This window comes from Gemmobacter denitrificans (assembly GCF_036964905.1).
GTDB lineage: Bacteria > Pseudomonadota > Alphaproteobacteria > Rhodobacterales > Rhodobacteraceae > Gemmobacter > Gemmobacter denitrificans.
Window position 1 is genome coordinate 1 of record NZ_JBALHR010000005.1, and the last position, 17168, is coordinate 17168.

At 61.9% G+C, this 17168-nt stretch carries 19 protein-coding genes; 11 read left to right on the forward strand and 8 right to left on the reverse strand.

Features of this window, described 5'->3' with window-relative positions:
* Nucleotides 1-299 precede the first annotated feature (299 nt).
* From V6590_RS10130 to V6590_RS10145, 4 genes are all read right to left on the reverse strand, one after another.
* On the reverse strand, nucleotides 300-1358 hold the full coding sequence (locus tag V6590_RS10130; RefSeq protein WP_335422932.1) for a DUF475 domain-containing protein: 1059 nt from the start codon (nucleotides 1356-1358) through the stop codon (nucleotides 300-302).
* A 310-nt stretch (nucleotides 1359-1668) separates the two neighbouring features.
* Complete coding sequence (gene rpsD, locus V6590_RS10135) at nucleotides 1669-2289, reverse strand: 30S ribosomal protein S4 (protein ID WP_335422531.1); 621 nt, start codon at nucleotides 2287-2289, stop codon at nucleotides 1669-1671.
* 253 nt (nucleotides 2290-2542) lie between these two features.
* A complete protein-coding gene (locus V6590_RS10140) occupies nucleotides 2543-3619 on the reverse strand; it encodes a Hint domain-containing protein (RefSeq protein ID WP_335422533.1) in 1077 nt (358 codons plus the stop codon).
* 139 nt (nucleotides 3620-3758) lie between these two features.
* Nucleotides 3759-4682, reverse strand: coding sequence for a lipid A-modifier LpxR family protein (locus V6590_RS10145; protein WP_335422535.1), 924 nt, complete (start codon nucleotides 4680-4682; stop codon nucleotides 3759-3761).
* 95 nt (nucleotides 4683-4777) lie between these two features.
* Between V6590_RS10145 and V6590_RS10150 the strand changes: the two genes are divergently transcribed.
* The 5 genes from V6590_RS10150 to bfr all read left to right on the forward strand — a co-directional run bounded on the left by V6590_RS10150 (nucleotide 4778) and on the right by bfr (nucleotide 7474).
* Nucleotides 4778-5092, forward strand: coding sequence for a hypothetical protein (locus V6590_RS10150; protein ID WP_335422537.1), 315 nt, complete (start codon nucleotides 4778-4780; stop codon nucleotides 5090-5092).
* 2 nt (nucleotides 5093-5094) lie between these two features.
* Nucleotides 5095-5253, forward strand: a complete 159-nt coding sequence (gene hemP, locus V6590_RS10155; protein WP_335422934.1) for a hemin uptake protein HemP — start codon at nucleotides 5095-5097, stop codon at nucleotides 5251-5253.
* Nucleotides 5254-5264: 11 nt separating this feature from the next.
* Nucleotides 5265-6518 (forward strand): imelysin family protein, encoded by a 1254-nt coding sequence (locus V6590_RS10160; RefSeq protein WP_335422538.1) that lies wholly within the window; start codon nucleotides 5265-5267, stop codon nucleotides 6516-6518.
* A gap of 66 nt (nucleotides 6519-6584) precedes the next feature.
* On the forward strand, nucleotides 6585-6833 hold the full coding sequence (locus V6590_RS10165; protein ID WP_335422541.1) for a (2Fe-2S)-binding protein: 249 nt from the start codon (nucleotides 6585-6587) through the stop codon (nucleotides 6831-6833).
* A gap of 155 nt (nucleotides 6834-6988) precedes the next feature.
* Nucleotides 6989-7474 (forward strand): bacterioferritin, encoded by a 486-nt coding sequence (gene bfr / locus V6590_RS10170; protein WP_335422543.1) that lies wholly within the window; start codon nucleotides 6989-6991, stop codon nucleotides 7472-7474.
* 47 nt (nucleotides 7475-7521) lie between these two features.
* On the opposite strand, the gene V6590_RS10175 is transcribed toward bfr, so the two are convergent.
* From V6590_RS10175 to maiA, 3 genes are read right to left on the reverse strand one after another with little or no spacing between them, the layout of a single operon-like run.
* Nucleotides 7522-8673, reverse strand: coding sequence for a mandelate racemase/muconate lactonizing enzyme family protein (locus V6590_RS10175; RefSeq protein ID WP_335422545.1), 1152 nt, complete (start codon nucleotides 8671-8673; stop codon nucleotides 7522-7524).
* A 2-nt stretch (nucleotides 8674-8675) separates the two neighbouring features.
* Complete coding sequence (locus tag V6590_RS10180; RefSeq protein WP_335422546.1) at nucleotides 8676-9146, reverse strand: MarR family winged helix-turn-helix transcriptional regulator; 471 nt, start codon at nucleotides 9144-9146, stop codon at nucleotides 8676-8678.
* A gap of 51 nt (nucleotides 9147-9197) precedes the next feature.
* Entirely contained in the window at nucleotides 9198-9857 is a 660-nt protein-coding gene (maiA, locus tag V6590_RS10185; RefSeq protein WP_335422548.1) for a maleylacetoacetate isomerase, read from the reverse strand.
* Nucleotides 9858-9944: 87 nt separating this feature from the next.
* Here maiA and hmgA point away from each other — a divergent pair, with 87 nt between their 5' ends.
* The 5 genes from hmgA to V6590_RS10210 all read left to right on the forward strand — a co-directional run bounded on the left by hmgA (nucleotide 9945) and on the right by V6590_RS10210 (nucleotide 15416).
* Nucleotides 9945-11306 carry a homogentisate 1,2-dioxygenase gene (hmgA, locus tag V6590_RS10190; protein WP_335422550.1) on the forward strand — a complete coding sequence of 454 codons (1362 nt, stop codon included), beginning with the start codon at nucleotides 9945-9947 and terminating at the stop codon, nucleotides 11304-11306.
* Between the two features lie 65 nt (nucleotides 11307-11371).
* On the forward strand, nucleotides 11372-12634 hold the full coding sequence (gene fahA / locus V6590_RS10195; protein ID WP_335422551.1) for a fumarylacetoacetase: 1263 nt from the start codon (nucleotides 11372-11374) through the stop codon (nucleotides 12632-12634).
* A 2-nt stretch (nucleotides 12635-12636) separates the two neighbouring features.
* On the forward strand, nucleotides 12637-13587 hold the full coding sequence (locus V6590_RS10200; RefSeq protein ID WP_335422554.1) for an MBL fold metallo-hydrolase: 951 nt from the start codon (nucleotides 12637-12639) through the stop codon (nucleotides 13585-13587).
* A gap of 21 nt (nucleotides 13588-13608) precedes the next feature.
* A complete protein-coding gene (locus V6590_RS10205) occupies nucleotides 13609-15228 on the forward strand; it encodes an FAD-dependent oxidoreductase (RefSeq protein ID WP_335422556.1) in 1620 nt (539 codons plus the stop codon).
* Nucleotides 15228-15416, forward strand: a complete 189-nt coding sequence (locus tag V6590_RS10210; protein WP_335422558.1) for a DUF2783 domain-containing protein — start codon at nucleotides 15228-15230, stop codon at nucleotides 15414-15416. Before V6590_RS10205 ends, V6590_RS10210 begins: the two co-directional genes overlap by 1 nt.
* A 64-nt stretch (nucleotides 15417-15480) precedes the next feature.
* On the opposite strand, the gene hppD is transcribed toward V6590_RS10210, so the two are convergent.
* On the reverse strand, nucleotides 15481-16575 hold the full coding sequence (gene hppD, locus V6590_RS10215; protein ID WP_335422561.1) for a 4-hydroxyphenylpyruvate dioxygenase: 1095 nt from the start codon (nucleotides 16573-16575) through the stop codon (nucleotides 15481-15483).
* A 139-nt stretch (nucleotides 16576-16714) separates the two neighbouring features.
* On the opposite strand from hppD, the gene V6590_RS10220 reads away from it, so the two are divergent.
* Complete coding sequence (locus V6590_RS10220) at nucleotides 16715-17167, forward strand: Lrp/AsnC family transcriptional regulator (RefSeq protein ID WP_335422562.1); 453 nt, start codon at nucleotides 16715-16717, stop codon at nucleotides 17165-17167.
* The last annotated feature ends 1 nt before the right edge of the window (nucleotide 17168 follow it).

Sequence of the window (17168 nt, forward strand, 5' to 3'; positions counted from 1 at the left end):
CCCCTCTCCAGCGTCCCCGCCGTTTCGGTGAGCCGGTATCTAGGCCCATCAACAAATACCCGCAAGACCAAAAATGACAGGATGATGAACTTTTCTTGTAACTAACTGATATTGCTACAGATAGTTTACCGCTTTGGAACCGGCATCGGGGCCGTTGGCCCAGTTCAGACGATCCTGGCGCCGACTCAGTGACGGTTTGCCCGCACCGACTCGGCCCCGCGGCCCGTCTTGGGCCGGTTTGCCCTAGTCTGACCGGCTTCAAAACACAAAGGCCGGGCTATCGCCCGGCCTTTGTCTCCTCAGATCGTACCCGCCTCGCGCCGATTCCACCGGATCGAGGACCACAGCGCGATCCCGATCAGACCCGCACCCCCCAATCCGGTGATGACTTCGGGAATATGAACCAGCGTCTGGAAATACATGATCACCGACAGGATCAGGATGGCGTAGAAGGCCCCGTGTTCCAGGAACCGGTATTCGGCAAGGGTGCCCTTCTCGACAAGCATGATCGTCATCGATCGCACATACATCGCGCCAATCCCCAGCCCGATCGCAATGACGAACAGATTCTGGCTGAGCGCGAAGGCTCCGATCACCCCATCGAATGAAAAGCTGGCATCGAGCACCTCAAGATAGAGGAAGGCCCCCAATCCACCCTTGGCGGCGGCCGATGCGGTTTCCTGTGACTTGTCCAGAAATCCGCCCAGAACCTCGACCAGCAGGAAGGTCAGCAGGCCATAGATGGCAGAATAGACGAACAGGTCACGGTCTGCTCCCTCCAGCAGGCGCGAGAACAGCAGCGCCACGGTCAGGACGAAGGCGATCTCAATTCCCTTCACGCTGGCATAGCGCGAAATGCGGCTTTCCAGCCAGTGGATCCAGTGGATGTCCTTCTCCTCGTCCACGAAGTAGCCAAGGGCCACCATCATCAGGAATGTGCCGCCAAAGGCCGCGATGGGCAGATGCGCATCATGCATGATGCGGGCATATTCCTCGGGCTGGCTGGCCGCCATCACCATGGCAGTCCAGGGGCCGACATTGGCCGCGATCACCACGATCAGCAGCGGGAAGATGATCCGCATACCGAACACGGCAATCAGGATACCCCAGGTCAGAAAGCGCTGCTGCCAGACCGGGGTCATGTCCTTCAGCTTGTTGGCATTCACGATGGCATTGTCGAAGGAAAGCGAAATCTCCAGAACCGCAAGAACGGCACAGATGAAGAAGACCTTCAGCATGCCGGCCACCGTATGTTCGGTCTGCCAGCCAAGGGCCGCACCAAGCGCAAGGCCGATGACGGTCGAGATGATGGCCCATTTCAGATAGGCAAGCATGGATTTCTGCGGGGCCATGGCCATGGTCATTGCCGGGCCTCCCGGACAAGGGGGCAGGCACGCGCGGGACGCGGGGTCGGATTGGGCATTGGAAGGCGATCCATCGGCGTTTTGAACCTGTGGTGCCGACATCGCAGACGCGCCGAAACATCTGCCAGAGGGGCCCGGTCACCAGGTGATACCACCTGGACACAAGGCACGGCGGTTGCCGTCGCCGATAACAGTCGCGTGAGCGGAAGTCAATGAATCAAGGCTGAACAGCGGGCTTCGACCATGAAAAAGGGGCCCATGCACCGCATGAGCCCCTTTCCCGAAGTACAAGTTCCGCGAAGGATCAGTTCTTCGCGTAGTATTCGACGACGAGGTTCGGTTCCATGACGACCGGATAGGGCACATCGCCCAGGCCCGGTGTACGGACGAATTTGGCGGTCATCTTCGAATGATCCACTTCCAGATAATCCGGCACGTCGCGTTCGGTCAGCGCCACGGCTTCCAGCACGATGGCCAGTTGCTTCGAACGGTCACGGACGGCGATGATGTCGCCTTCCTTGACGCGGTAGGACGCGATGTTCACGCGGGCGCCGTTCACGGTCACATGGCCGTGGTTGACGAACTGGCGGGCAGCGAAGATGGTCGGAACAAACTTGGCGCGATAGACCACCGCGTCCAGACGGCGCTCCAGCAGACCCACCAGCATCTCGCCGGTATCGCCGCGCACGCGCTCGGCTTCGGCATAGATCTTGCGGAACTGCTTTTCGGTCAGGTCGCCATAGTAGCCTTTCAGCTTCTGCTTGGCGCGCAGCTGGGTGCCGAAATCCGACAGTTTGTTCTTGCGGCGCTGGCCATGCTGGCCCGGGCCGTATTCACGCTTGTTCACCGGGGACTTGGCGCGGCCCCAGATGTTTTCGCCCATGCGGCGGTCGATCTTGTACTTGGCAGCGGTGCGTTTGGTCATCGCTGATCTCCTTCTGCAGGTTTGCCACTTTGGCGGTTCCGTCATGCGGCATGCGCATTCCGGGCCTCGGGGCGTTACGAAGGGCGTTGTCCTTTCCCCTGCGCCTTGCGGCGGTCGGGGCGACAGGTCATCCCCTTGCGGGGGCCACCAACACCAATGAAAAGCCCCGGAATTGCTTCCGGGACTGTGGCGGGCTTATACAGAGAGGGCGCGCGGAGTCAACGCCCTGTCTGAAGGCGATGTGACGGTGCTGTTACGCGGCCATGTCATGCCGCAGGATCGCCGCCTCCGAGGCAGACAGGTTGCGCCGCGCATAATCACCATAGCGGTCGGGGGTGGCTTCGATCCCTGGCAACAGCGACAGCAGAACCTTGCGCTGGCTTTCCTCGATCGTATCAAGCGCCGTGTTCGCAGGGTGAAAGCTTTCGCTTTCCATGCCATTGGCAAAGACGATGTTGTGACGATCCAGCAGGATATGAATGTAGGTCACCTCGCGCAGCGCATGATCCACCGTGATACTGCCATCATTCAGCAGGTCTTCGGCCGCCACCAGAACTTCGGGGCTGTTGAACAGCGTCTGGGCCGCAGGGCCACGCAACACCATACGATGCTGTGGCGAAACCAGCAGATCGCCATCCGGGCGACCTGACCCGAGCGCGCCAGCCCGGAACCGGATCGGGCGCAAATGCGGCATGGCATATAGCCGCGCCCCCGACATGCGGCGATGCCCGGTCCACAGTATCTCTTGCGGGCCGTTATCCTTGGTCAGGATGCGATCGCCGGGCCTCAGGTGCTGAATCAGACGCGGCCCATCAGGGGTTGCGATGCGGGTATCGGGGGTAAAGCAGATCACACCGCCCGCCTGACGCGCACCGGCACCACTATGCGTGCGGTCAATCGCCACCCGCACCACCCACAGATCACGATCCGGCGGGGGCGCTTCGCCCACGAACATCACCAGCCGCGCCCCAGTATCGGGCACATCGATCAGCGTGACCGCATAGCTCTGCAAGCCATCCGTCACGATGAACCCCTGTTCGGGTTCGTCCGGAAGATCGGGCTCGGTCGGGCCAGCCCCGGTCAGGGCCGACCGCCCCAAAGATGCCCCGACAAGCCGGCGCACCATGCGCGCCGCGCGCCTGCGAATTTCCGCTGCCCCCTCGGCCCCATCCAGAATCAGCACAGATTGCGGCCCGTCCACCCGGACCGGCACACCCGTCCAGCGCCAGGATGCCCCGACTGACAGGACATCGAGCGTCGCCGCACGCACTCCATCTGTTTCTGTCTGCGACCAGGAAATGACAAACGTGCCCTTAAAGCCCGTTTTCATGCCTGACTGCCTGCTCGTTTGTTTTTTTATTAACGACAGATTAACAGCAGGATTCGGCTTTGACTATGCCCTGCGCGCAACAATCTGTCCCACATGTGACAAATGCGTCCGCAGCAGCAACTATCGTAAGGATAGGGGGTCAGAACCTTAGCCGCAGGCGCAGCGAACCGACCAGTTGCCCTTCGGGTTGCGCCTCGTATTCCTCGCCGAGCCAGGTCAGGCCATAAAAGGCTTCGGACTTCTCGCCCTGCCAATGCACCCCGGCCCGCAGCCGGGTGCGGGTCTCGGACATCTCGGCGCTGCCTCCGGCCGGAAGATAGATGCTGTCGAACATCCGCGTCACATCTCCGCCCAGGGTCAGGCTGTATCCCGGCACCTCGTCATAGACGATCCCCAGAACCCGTTGCCCCGTCACCGTGTCACGGGTGAACAGGCCTTCGGCACCGAAACGCCCGATCACCATATCCGCCCCGGCCCGCAGAAAATCTTCGGCACCAGCCTGCGCTTCGACAAAGGGTCGAAGCCGGGTCCGGTCGCCCAACTGGTAGTCGCGACCGATTTCCGCCTGCAGCGTCGGATGCACACCATTGGGGATCTGGCTGTCCAGCACAGTCGGGCTATCCAACCCCAAAAGCTCGTGCACTTCGCGCTGGAAGGAACCGACCTTGGTTTGTGGCCCGGTGAACACAAGTTCCGCACCAACCCGCATCTCGGCCTTCCCCAGACTGAAATGGGTGGCGATGCCCGGCGCGATCACCCCGGCATAGCGACGGTCTGGCGTCGGATCGGTCAGGCTTGCGGGCGCGATGATTTCCGCCCGCAGCCGGTATTCCAGCAACTCGCCGAACTGCGCAGGTGCCGCGCCGTGCCAGGCGGGCGCGCGAAACTGGCTGACCATATAGGCCCCTGTGCGCCAACGGTCCCGGGTGTCACCAAGCGCATCATTCGTGAAAAGCCGCGCAAATCCAAGATTGACCCGCCCTTCGGCAGCCCCCTGTCCGGGCACCAATGCCAAGGCAATGGCCATCACTGTGATCGCCGCCGCGAGCGCGCCTGTCTTCATTCTTCCAACCCTTCTGGCCCCCCGGCGTGACAAGACAATACCCGACCGGCCGGTGCGGCGATAGTGCCGCTTCGCAACACCCCTGCCCCTGTCAGATGGCAAATCTATGGCGCATCGGCGGCAGGGGCTGCGTTCGGTCGCTCGAAAATAACCAAGCAAAAGAATCAGACTTTACAATGCCAAGTATTTTTGTCACCTTTGCCGAAAGCCAAGCCAACCCGCCTCGGGTCAGCCCGGACCGCCCGAACCACACCCGAGGACCGATCATGAAAGCGAACCCGCCCGGCCCTTTTGCGAAGCCGGCACATGCCCTGCCCGTGCACGAACTGCTGCGCCAGACGCTGGAGGGGCTGATGCCCGTGACACCGGACCTCTCGGCCCTTCTCGACCGGATGGAGATGCAGAAATGAACATGCAAGTGAACACCGCCACGCTGCTGGCCGCCGACACCACCCCCTGCCATGACGCGATCCGCCTGACTGAGGGCGGCAATCTGGCCCGGATCGTCCTGAACGATCAGGTCTATTCGCTGCGCATCACCCGCGCCGGGAAACTCATCCTCACCAAATAACGGAAGACCAGATGAAACGCCTTTGCCTTGCCGCCCTGCTTGCCAGTTCCGCCCTGCCCGCCTTCGCGGTGACCGAGGCCGAGGTGCTGCAGACCTATGCCGATATCGCGCTGGCGGGTTACACCGACAGCCTGACCACGGCGCAGGCGCTGCAGGGCGCCGTTCAGGCGTTGATCGCCGCACCATCGGATGACACGCTGAATGCGGCGCGCGCGGCCTGGCTTGCCGCGCGGGTGCCTTATCAGCAAACCGAGGTCTTCCGGTTCGGCAACCCGATCGTGGATGATTGGGAAGGCCGCGTGAACGCCTGGCCGCTGGATGAAGGCCTGATCGACTATGTCGATGCAAGCTATGGCCAATCGGAAGAGAACCCGCTTGCAGTGCTGAACGTCATCGCGACACCGAAATTCACCCTGTCAGGCACCGAAATCGACGCGACCCACATCACGCCCGCGCTGATCAAGGGCACTCTGCATGAAGCGGACGGGATCGAAGCCAATGTCGCCTCGGGCTACCACGCCATTGAATTCCTGCTCTGGGGGCAGGACCTGAACGGCACCGGACCCGGCGCAGGCAACCGCCCGGCAAGCGATTTCGTTCAGGGCGATGGCTGCAGCGGCGGCAATTGCGACCGCCGTGCCGCCTATCTGCAAGCTTCGACCGATCTTCTGGTGGCCGATCTGGAGGAAATGGTTGCCAATTGGGCCGAAAACGGTGCCGCGCGTCAGGCCGTGATGGCCGATCCGGCGGCGGGCGTACAGGCCATGCTGACCGGCATGGGCAGCCTGTCCTACGGCGAACAGGCGGGCGAACGGATGAAGCTTGGGCTGATGCTGAACGACCCGGAGGAAGAGCATGACTGCTTCTCCGACAACACCCATAACAGCCACTATTATGACGGGCTCGGCATCCGCAATGTCTATCTGGGCAGCTACACCCGCCCGGATGGCAGCACGGTTTCGGGGCCGTCGCTGTCGGAACTGGTCGCGGCCAAGGACGGTGCAGTGGATACCCGGCTCAAGGCCGAACTTGATGCCTCTGTTGCCGCATTGGCGGCGCTGAAGGCGGCGGCAGACGAAGGCCTCGCCTATGATCAGATGCTGGAGGCAGGGAATACCACCGGTGAAAAGCTCATCCTGGATGCGGTGAATGCCCTTGTCACCCAGACCGCCAGCATCGAACGCGCCGTCACAGTTCTGGGGCTTGCAGGTGTGGCTTTCGAAGGCTCCGACAGTCTCGACAACCCGTCGGCGGTGTTCCAGTAACCCGTCGCGCCTCCCGGGCAGCCCCTCCCGTTCGGCTGCCCGGGATCTTTCGCAGGATTTCCGCGCATGATCGTCTGCCATTGCATGAACATCACCGACCATGACATCCGCGCCGCTGTGGGCTGGATGCGCGCCGCCGACCCGGAAACCATCGTGACACCGGGCAAGATTTATCATGCCCTTGGCAAACGCGCCGATTGCGGAGGCTGCATGACGCTGTTTCTGAACACGATGCGGCGCAGCGACGGGTTTCAGGTGCCCGACAGCCCGGCCCGCCCGCCCCTTCTGCGGCCGGTGCAACTGGCTGCCGGATAACCGATTTATTCTGTAAGAAATTGGAAATATTCGTATTTCCTGCCAACCCCATGGACAGGGGCCATGGTCGGTTCTACCTTTCCGCGATGCACCAAGCCACGGCTCACCGCCTCAGCCAGGTCTCAACGCAGCATCCAGCACGAAGGGAACCCGTCATGAAGGGCGACGCAAAGGTCATCGACTATCTCAACGCAGCCCTGCGGTCAGAACTGACCGCCGTCAGCCAATACTGGCTGCATTATCGCCTGCAGGAAGACTGGGGCTTTGGCCGACTGGCCGCCAAATCCCGCGCCGAAAGCATCGAGGAAATGCGCCATGCCGATAGGCTGATTGCGCGGATCATCTTTCTGGAAGGCCATCCGAACCTGCAAAAGCTTGATCCCCTGCGTATCGGGCAGACCATCCGCGAAACGCTGGACTGTGATCTGGCGGGCGAACATGATGCCCGGACACTCTACATCGAAGCGCGCCGCCATTGCGATGCCGTGGGCGATTATGTCAGCCGCGCATTGTTCGACGAACTGATTGCGGATGAAGAAGGGCACATCGATTTCCTCGAAACCCAGATCGGCCTGTTCGACAAGCTGGGCGAAGAAAAATACGGCCTGCTGAACGCCAAGCCCGCAGACGAGGCCGAATAACCATCGCCGTCAGATCGCTCTGCCCCGTCATGCGGGGCGGGGCCCCCCTATAGTTTATGATAAAGCGCGCCATAGGCACTGGGCCGGAAACTGCCGAGCGCGCTTTCGGCATAGTTCGCCTTTTCCAGCCATGCCGGATTGACTTCGACTCCCCAGCCGGGGCTGTCGGGAATGGTCACATGGCCTGCCTGCACCGCAAAAGGGGTGCCCAGAAACAGATCGCGCTGCCACGGGTAATAGTCATCCCCCTCGATCGACAGTTCCAGATACTTGCCTGCATTGGGGATCGCGCCCAACAGATGCATGGTACACATGGTGACCAGCGACAGATTGGCGGCATGGGGCGTACAGGGCAGACCATGATGCGCGGCCAGGGCCGCCACTTCCAGCGTGCGGGCAATCCCGCCCATATACATCACATCGGGCTGCACCACATCAACGGCGCCCATCAGGATCATGCGGCGCCAGGTCGCCATATCCCAATCCTGTTCGCCCCCTGTCACGTCGATGTTGAGGGCATCCGTCACGGCGCGCGTGGCATCCAGATCCCAATAGGGCACAGGTTCTTCGTAATGGCAGATGCCGTGATCTTCCAGCAAGCGGCCCACCTGAACCGCGCGGGCGACGGAAAACCCGGAATTGGCATCAACCAGCTTGTCGATCCCATCACCCAGTATCCCTGCCATATGGGGAATGATCGCCTCGGTCCGGCCCGGCCATTCATCAACATCCTGCCCGCATTCCGCCCCGATGCGGAACTTGGCGGCGGTGAACCCCTGCTCGGCACAGAGCCGGAGCAGCCGTTCCCCCTCCGCCTCGGGGGTAATGTCGCGGCGCATCGAACTGGCATAGGCGCGCAACGGACCGGGTTTGCCGCCCAGCAATTCAACCACCGCCTTGCCTTCCTGCTTGCCGCGCAGGTCCCACAGGGCGGTATCCAGCCCGGCCAGAGCCCGGGCCCGATAGCTGCCGGGAAACTTGTGTTCCCGCCGTTCGATCAGATGGATCAGCCCGGCAATATCGCCGGTCGAAGCGCCAAGCGCCCAGGGCGCGATCTGCCGGTGAAAGACCTGCGCCGCAATGTCAGCATTGTAGGTCGAGGTCTGGCCCCACCCCACCTCGCCACTGTCGGCGGTCAGACGCACGAAACAGACGAATTCCGTGGCAAAGGTTTCCAGCCGGGCAATGCGCGTCGTCATGGTCAATCCTCTGCTGTTTCACCCTGTCCGGCTTGCGCGATCAGGCTGCGCAGAACGGTCTCCAGCCGGGTCGCCGCCTCGGCTCCCAACTGGCTGCGCAGATCGGCATCATAGGCGATGGCGCGCTGGCCCAACCGCCGGAACACGTCACGTCCGGCATCGGTCAGCGACAGGATTTCCGCACGGCGATCCTGCTGGCTGGTGGCGCGGCTCAACCAGCCTTCAACCTCCAGCGCGGCCACGGCGCGGCTGACCTTGGTCTTTTCGATATGGCTGATGGCACAGATATCGCGGGCGGTCATCGCGCCGAACTTGCCCAGATTGGCCATGACCCGCCATTGCGTCCGGGTCATGCCGTAATCCTGCCGATAGGTGGCATGGAAGGAATGTGAGGTCGCCTCGGCCGCCTGATTGAGCAGATAGGGCAGGAAGCGTTCCAGATCGAATGAATCGCTGTCGGCCGGCAGGGTCATCTTTTGTCCTGTGGTTCGTTTTTCGCAAAGTGCCACAGGGACAGGGCGCTGTCACGCCACGGGTTTGCACAGGTCGGGATGGGCGGCGGCAAAGGCCGGGATTGTGGCCAGATGCGCTCCGATGGCGGCGATGCGCGGAAAGCGGTCCAACGCCACGCCCCAACGGTCAGCGTTGTACAGCTGCGGCATCAGGCAGATATCGGCCAGCCCGATCCGGTCGCCATGACAGACCTGCCCGGGCATATCCTGCATCAGCATCCCCTCAAGCCCTTCCAGCCCAAGCCCGATGAAATGCTGCATCCAGCCCTCCATGGTTGCAGCGCCGCCAAGCCCGACAGCATGGCGGGCAACCCGCAGATTGCAGACCGGATGAATGTCCATCGCCACCGCATAGGCCAATGCCCTGACCCGCGCCCGGCCCGCCACATCGGCCGGCAGGAACCCCGCCTCACGGGTTTCATTCAGATATTCCAGCACGGCCAGCGATTGGGTCAGGGTCAGCCCGTCCATCTCGACCGTGGGCACCAGTCCCTGCGGATTGCGGGCCAGATTGTCCGCCCCGCGCTGGTCGCCCGCCAGCAAATCGACGGGGCGGCTGACATAGGGCAGGCCCAGCAGGTTGAATGCGATACGCAACCGATAAGCCGCCGACGACCGCCAGTAGTCATGCAAAACCACATTCATCGCCGCCCCCATCGCCGCATCTGACATTCAGCTTTTAGCTTGACATGGTTGCATGTGCAACTATTAATACGACTCGAACATGCCCGCCCCTCGGCGCGTCGCAAGGAGGATCCGATGACCAGCCATGCCCTGCCTGCCGGAATGGTCCGCGCAGTGACCAACCTCGGCCCGCACGAGGGCTATATGCCCGGCTTCGGCAATGATTTCGAAACCGAAGCCCTGCCCGGCGCATTGCCGCAGGGGATGAACAGCCCGCAGCGCTGCAATTACGGGCTTTATGGCGAACAACTGTCCGGCACCGCCTTCACCGCGCCCAGCCACCAGAACGAAAGAACCTGGTGCTACCGCATCCGCCCCAGCGTCAAGCACACCCATCGCTTCCGCAAGATCGAGGTGCCGCTGTGGAAATCGGCGCCCTGCATTGATCCCGACATCATCAGCCTTGGCCAATATCGCTGGGACCCGCTGCCGGTGCCGGCAGAACCGCTGACCTGGATCACCGGCATGCGCACCATGGTGACCGCAGGCGACGTGAACACCCAGACCGGCATGGCAAGCCATGTCTATCTGGTGACGGAATCGATGAAGGATGCCTATTTCTTCTCGGCCGATGGGGAATTGCTGGTTGTTCCGCAAGAAGGCCGGCTGCGCTTCTGCACCGAGCTTGGGGTCATTGATCTGGAGCCGAAGGAAATCGCCATCCTGCCGCGTGGGTTGGTCTATCGGGTCGAGGTGTTGGAAGGCCCGGCGCGCGGTTTTGTCTGCGAAAACTATGGCCAGAAGTTCACCCTGCCTGGGCGGGGGCCGATCGGGGCCAATTGCATGGCCAACCCGCGCGACTTCAAGACACCGGTCGCGGCGTTTGAAGACCGCGAAGTGCCCTCGACCGTCACTGTCAAATGGTGCGGCCAGTTCCACGAAACGAAGATCGGCCATTCGCCGCTTGATGTGGTGGCCTGGCACGGAAACTATGCGCCCTGCAAATACGACCTGCGCACCTATTGCCCGGTCGGCGCGGTGCTGTTCGACCACCCCGATCCCAGCATCTTTACCGTGCTGACAGCACCGTCGGGCATCGAGGGCACGGCGAACATCGATTTCGTGCTGTTCCGCGAACGCTGGATGGTGGCAGAAAACACCTTCCGCCCGCCATGGTACCACAAGAATGTCATGTCGGAACTGATGGGCAACATCTATGGCATCTATGATGCCAAGCCAAAGGGCTTTGTCCCGGGCGGGATGAGCCTGCATAACTGCATGTTGCCCCATGGCCCGGACCGCAATGCGTTTGAACACGCGTCGCACGAAGAAATGGTGCCGGTTTTCCAGGCCGATACGATGAGCTTCATGTTCGAAACCCGTTTCCCGCAGCATCTGACCCCGTTCGCGGCCCAGGCGGGCCACCTGCAAGAAGATTACATTGATTGCTGGGGCAGCCTGGAAAAGAAGTTCGACGGCACACCGGGCCTGAAGTGACCCGAAGGCGGGGGCCAGCCCCCCGCACCCCCCGGGATATTTGGACCAAGATAAAGGAGAAGCCGATGGGCTTGATGCGGAGCTGGGTTGAAAGCGCGAATGCGGCGGAGTGCCCCTTTCCGCTGAACAACCTGCCTTGTGGTGTGTTTACCCATGGCGAGGGCGAACCGCGCTGCGGCATGGCCATTGGCGACCGGGTGCTGGATGTGACCGGGCTGGAAGAAGCCGGGCTTCTGGGGCTGGACGGCGGGCCGCTGCTGGATGTGCCGTTCTGGAACGAGGTGATGGCGGCAGGCCCCGAAGTCTGGGCGGCCCTGCGCGAACAGGTCACGCTGGCGCTGGCGGAAGGATCGCGCTTCCGGGCGCAGGTCGAGCCGCATTTGCTGCCCCTGTCCGAGGTCGAGTTGCACATGCCGTTTCTTGTGGCGGAATACACCGATTTCTATGCAGGCCGACACCATGCCTTCAATGTCGGCACCATGTTCCGGGGGCCTGAAAATGCGCTGCCGCCGAACTGGCTGCATATTCCCATCGGCTATAACGGGCGGGCTTCTTCGGTTGTGGTGTCGGGCACCGCTGTGCGGCGTCCCTGGGGGCAGATCAAGCGGCCGGACGATGCCACACCGCGCTTTGCGCCTTCGGCCCGGTTTGACATCGAGCTGGAGATCGGTGCCGTGGTCGGCGTGCCGTCAGAACATGGCCAGCCGGTCACCGTGGCCGAGGCCGATGCGATGATCTTTGGCTATGTGTTGCTGAACGACTGGTCGGCACGGGACATTCAGGCCTGGGAGTACCAGCCGCTCGGCCCGTTCCAATCCAAGGCGACGGCGACATCGATCAGCCCATGGATCGTGATGAAAGCCGCGCTGGAGCCGTTCCGCGTTGCGACCCCGCCTCGCGAGGTGCCGCTCTTGCCGCATCTGCAGGAACCGGGTCCGATGTTGTATGACATCGCGCTGGAGGTCGCCTTGACGCCCGAAGGCGGCGCCGAGACGGTGATCAGCCGCACCAGCTACGCCGAAATGTACTATTCCGCTGCCCAGCAACTGGCGCATCACACCACAAGCGGCTGCGCGATGAATACCGGTGATCTGCTGGGGTCTGGCACGATTTCCGGCCCGACCAGGGACAGCCGGGGCAGCCTGCTGGAACTGAGCTGGGGCGGCAAGGAGCCCTTCCCCGTCGATGGCGGCAGCCGCAGCTTCATCGCGGACCATGACACACTGACCCTGCGCGGCAGCTGCAAGGGTGACGGATACCGGATCGGATTTGGCGCATGTGTCGGGCAGGTGCTGCCCGCGCTTGCCAACCCCTATGAAAGGAACTGACCATGGCCAAGGCCTTTGCCTCGCAGGGTGACCTGTCAGAAAAGAAGATCAGCTTTACCGAAATCGGTGATGGGCTTTACGCATTTACCGCAGAAGGCGATCCGAATTCGGGCGTCATCATCGGTGATGACAGCGTGATGGTGGTAGAGGCGCAGGCCACGCCCCGGCTGGCACAGAAGGTGATCGACTGTATCCGCAGTGTCACCGACAAGCCGATCAGCCACGTTGTGCTGACCCATTACCATGCGGTCCGCGTGCTGGGGGCCTCGGCCTTTGGGGCGGGCCAGATCATCATGTCGGAAGCCGCGCGCAATATGGTGGCAGAGCGCGGGCAGGAAGATTGGGACAGCGAATTCCAGCGCTTTCCGCGCCTGTTTCAGGGCCATGAAAGCATTCCCGGCCTGACCTGGCCCACCACAACCTTCAATGGCAGGATGAGCGTCTTTCTGGGCAAGCGCCGCGTGGATATTCTGCAGCTGGGCCGCGCCCATACGGCGGGCGATGCCGTGATCCATGTGCCGGATGCCAATGTCATGTTTACCGGCGATATCGTGGAGGCGCATTCGGCCTGCTATTGCGGCGATGGCCATTTTGCCGATTGGGGCACGACGCTGGAGGCGATCCGCGCCTATGACCTGGACGCCATTGCACCGGGCCGGGGCGATGCGGTCGTGGGGCGCGCGGCGGTGAATGCCGCACTGGACCGGACGAAGGACTTTGTCGAAAGCACCTACAGGCCGGTGGCCCGCATTGTGGCACGGGGCGGCAACCTGAAAGAGGCCTGGGATGCGGTGCGCGCCGAATGCGACCCCAAGTTCAAGGACTACGCAATCTACGAACATTGCCTGCCCTTCAATGTGGCCCGGGCCTATGACGAAGCGCGCGGCATTGCCCATCCGCGCATCTGGACCGCCGCACGCGATCTGGAGATGTGGGCCGCATTGCAGGGCTGAGCGCAGGTCAGGGAGGACACCATGAAAGATCTCGTTCCGGAACGCTATGCACTGGCGTTCCGCCTGTATCCCTATGCCCCATCGCCCGATCAGACCGCAGCAACACCCGTGCGGCATCCCGTGGTGATCGTGGGCGGTGGCCCCATCGGGCTTGCCACTGCACTTGATCTGGGCCGCCGTGGCGTGCCCGTCGTTCTGCTGGATGACCATGAAGGCGCGGGGCTTGGCAGCCGGGCGCTGTGCTTTGCCAAGCGCACGCTGGAAATCTGCGACCGGCTTGGCGCGGCCAGACCCATGCTGGACAAGGGTGTGCAATGGAACCTTGGCAAGGTCTTCCATGATGACCGGTTGCTGTATGAATTCAACCTGCTGCCGGAAGGCGGGCATGCCTTCCCCGCCTTCATCAACCTTCAGCAACCCTGGTTTGAAAAGTTCCTGCATGATGCGATCGTCGCCGCACAGTCCGAGGGCGCCCCGATCGAATTGCGTGGCCGCAACAGGGTGGATGCGGTGCGCCCTTCTGGCGACCATGTGGTGATCGACATTGCCACGCCGGATGGCCCCTACCAGATCACGGCCGACTGGCTGATCGCCTGCGATGGCGCACGCAGCCCGGTGCGGGGGATGCTGGGCCTTGGCTTTGACGGTCGGGTGTTCGAGGACAACTTCCTGATCGCCGATGTAAAGATGAAGGCCGATTTCCCGACGGAACGCTGGTTCTGGTTCGAGCCGCATTTCAAATCGGGGGATTCGGCGCTGCTGCACAAACAACCCGATGACATCTGGCGCATCGATTTCCAATTGGGCTGGAACATCGACCGTGCGAAAGAGCTGGAACCTGCCAATATCCGCGCCCGTGTTGACGCCATGCTGGGCCCGGATGTGGACTATGAACTTGACTGGTGTTCGATCTACACCTTCCAGTGCCGCCGGATGGAGCGTTTCCGCCATGGCCGGGTGCTGTTTGCGGGCGATGCCGCGCATCAGGTTTCGCCCTTCGGGGCGCGCGGGGCCAATTCCGGCATTCAGGACGCCGACAATCTGGGTTGGAAACTGGCGCTGGTGTTGCAAGGAATCGCGCCCGAAAGCCTGCTCGACAGCTATGATGCCGAGCGAGTGCATGGTGCGGATGAAAATATCCTGAACTCCACCCGCGCGACCGATTTCATCACCCCCAAGACGCCGGTGTCCAAGCTGTTCCGCAATGCGGTGCTGACCCTGGCCGAACATTTGCCCTTTGCGCGCAGCGTGGTGAATTCGGGTCGCCTGTCATTGCCCTGCACCTATGATGGATCGGCGCTGAACGGGCCGGATCATCCCCTGATGCCAGCACGAAGCCGCCCGGGCAGCCCCTGCGCCGATGCCCCCACAACCGATGGCTGGCTTCTTAACCGGCTCGGCACCGGCTTTACCCTTCTGACCATCGGGGCAACTGCCCCGACAGAGATCGTCGCCCATGGCATGACAGTGCCGCAACTTGCCCTGCCCGAAACACCCGAATTGCGGGCGCGCTATCTGGGCGAAGCGGCCACGGCGGTGTACCTGATCCGCCCGGACCAACATGTTGTTGCCCGCTGGGAACGCTTTGATGAAAGCGCCGTCATTGCCGCCCTGGGACGCGCGATCGGAAAGGACCACTGATGCTTGTCACCTCACCCAATCTGACCCGGCCTGACGAAAGCTATGCCCGGCTGATCGCCACGCATGAAGGCCTGACCGAGGCGGAAAGCCACGCATTGAATGCCCGGCTGATCCTGATTCTGATGAACCATATCGGTGATGATGCAGTTCTGGCCGAAGCGTTTGAAAAGGCGCGCCATCCGGCCTGAACGATCCGCCTGGATCAGGGTTCCAGAACGTTCGGCGGGGGGCTCAAGGCCCCCCGCCCTGTTTTCAGCTAGCCTTCAGCACGCCGCGTTCGATCTGGTCCTGTTCGATGCTTTCAAACAGCGCGCGGAAGTTGCCCTCGCCGAACCCGTCATCGCCCTTGCGCTGGATGAATTCGAAGAAGATCGGCCCGATCACGGTTTTCGAGAAGATCTGCAGCAAGATACGGGTTTCGCCGCCATCCACGACACCTTCGCCATCAATCAAGATGCCATGCTGGGCCATCCGTTCGATGGGTTCATCATGCCCGACAACCCGGGTTTTCGACAATTCGTAATAGGACATCGGCGGTTTTGGCATGAATTTCAGGCCCTTGTCCGCAATCGCGTCTGTGGCGCTGTAGATATCATCGCTGCCCACGGCGATATGCTGGATACCTTCACCGTTATAGCGCTTCAGGTATTCGACGATCTGGCCGGTTTCACCGCGATCTTCATTGATCGGAATGCGGATCCGCCCGCAGGGCGAGGTGAGCGCCCGGCTGAACAGCCCGGTGAACTTGCCTTCAATGTCGAAAAAGCGAATCTGGCGGAAGTTGAACAGCTTGCCATAGAAATCGAACCACTTGTCCATATTGCCTTTGAAGACGTTATGAGTGAGGTGGTCGAGATAGTAGAACCCCACACCCTTGGGCTTGGGCGCGGCGATGAAATCGAATTCGGCGGTATAGGGATTCGCCTCGCCATAGGCGTCAGTGAAATAGATCAGCGACCCGCCGATGCCCACAATTGCAGGCAGGTCCAGCGCCTTGCCCGGGCCTTCATAGGCGGTTGCGCCGTTTTTCACCGCATGAGCGAACGCATGCTGCGCATCGGTCACCCGCCAGCACATCGACGGTGCGCAGGGGCCATGTTCATCGACAAAATTGCGGGCATGGCTGCCGGGCTCGTCATTCAGCACATAGGTGATGTCGCCCTGCTGCCACAGTTCGATCGCCTTGGTCTTGTGACGGGCGGTCAGGGCGTAGCCCATTCGTGCAAATAGCGCCCGCAATTCATCGGGCTGGGGGTGGGCGAATTCGACAAATTCAAACCCGTCAGTCCCGGCGGGATTTTCGGCAGAGATGACAGCACGCGGCGCATGATGCGGGAAGGGGCCCATGGCGTTTCCTTTCAGGTCTGTTCGCCTGACAAGAATAGCTCACCGATCATGCGCACTGCGCGCATTCTTCGTGACAATCCGGCCATTTTCTGCGAATATCACGCATGAAATCCCACTTTCATGCGAAGCGATTCCCGTCATGGATGACATTGATTCCCGTCTGCTGGACGCCCTGCAGCAAAATGCCACGCTGACCGCGCAGGAACTCAGCGACGTGCTGAACCTGTCACCCAGCCAGATTGCACGCCGCCGTCAGCGGCTGGAGGCCGAGGGCTTTGTCACCGGCTACGTCGCCCGGCTTGACCCAGAGGCGCTTGGTCTTGCGGTGCAGGCCTTCGTGCAGGTGCAGATGGCAGCACATAACGCCGACAACGCCCGCAGCTTTGCCAGCCTTGTCAGCACCTTGCCCGAAGTGGTCGCCGCCTGGACCCTGACGGGCGAGGCCGATTACATGCTGCGCGTCTGGTGCGAAGACCTGCCCGCGCTGAACGATCTGATCCATGGCCGCCTGCTGCCGCATCCGGCAGTGGCACGCGTGCAAAGCCAGATCGTGATGAACCAGTTGAAGGCGGATTCGGGCTTGCCGGTCTGAA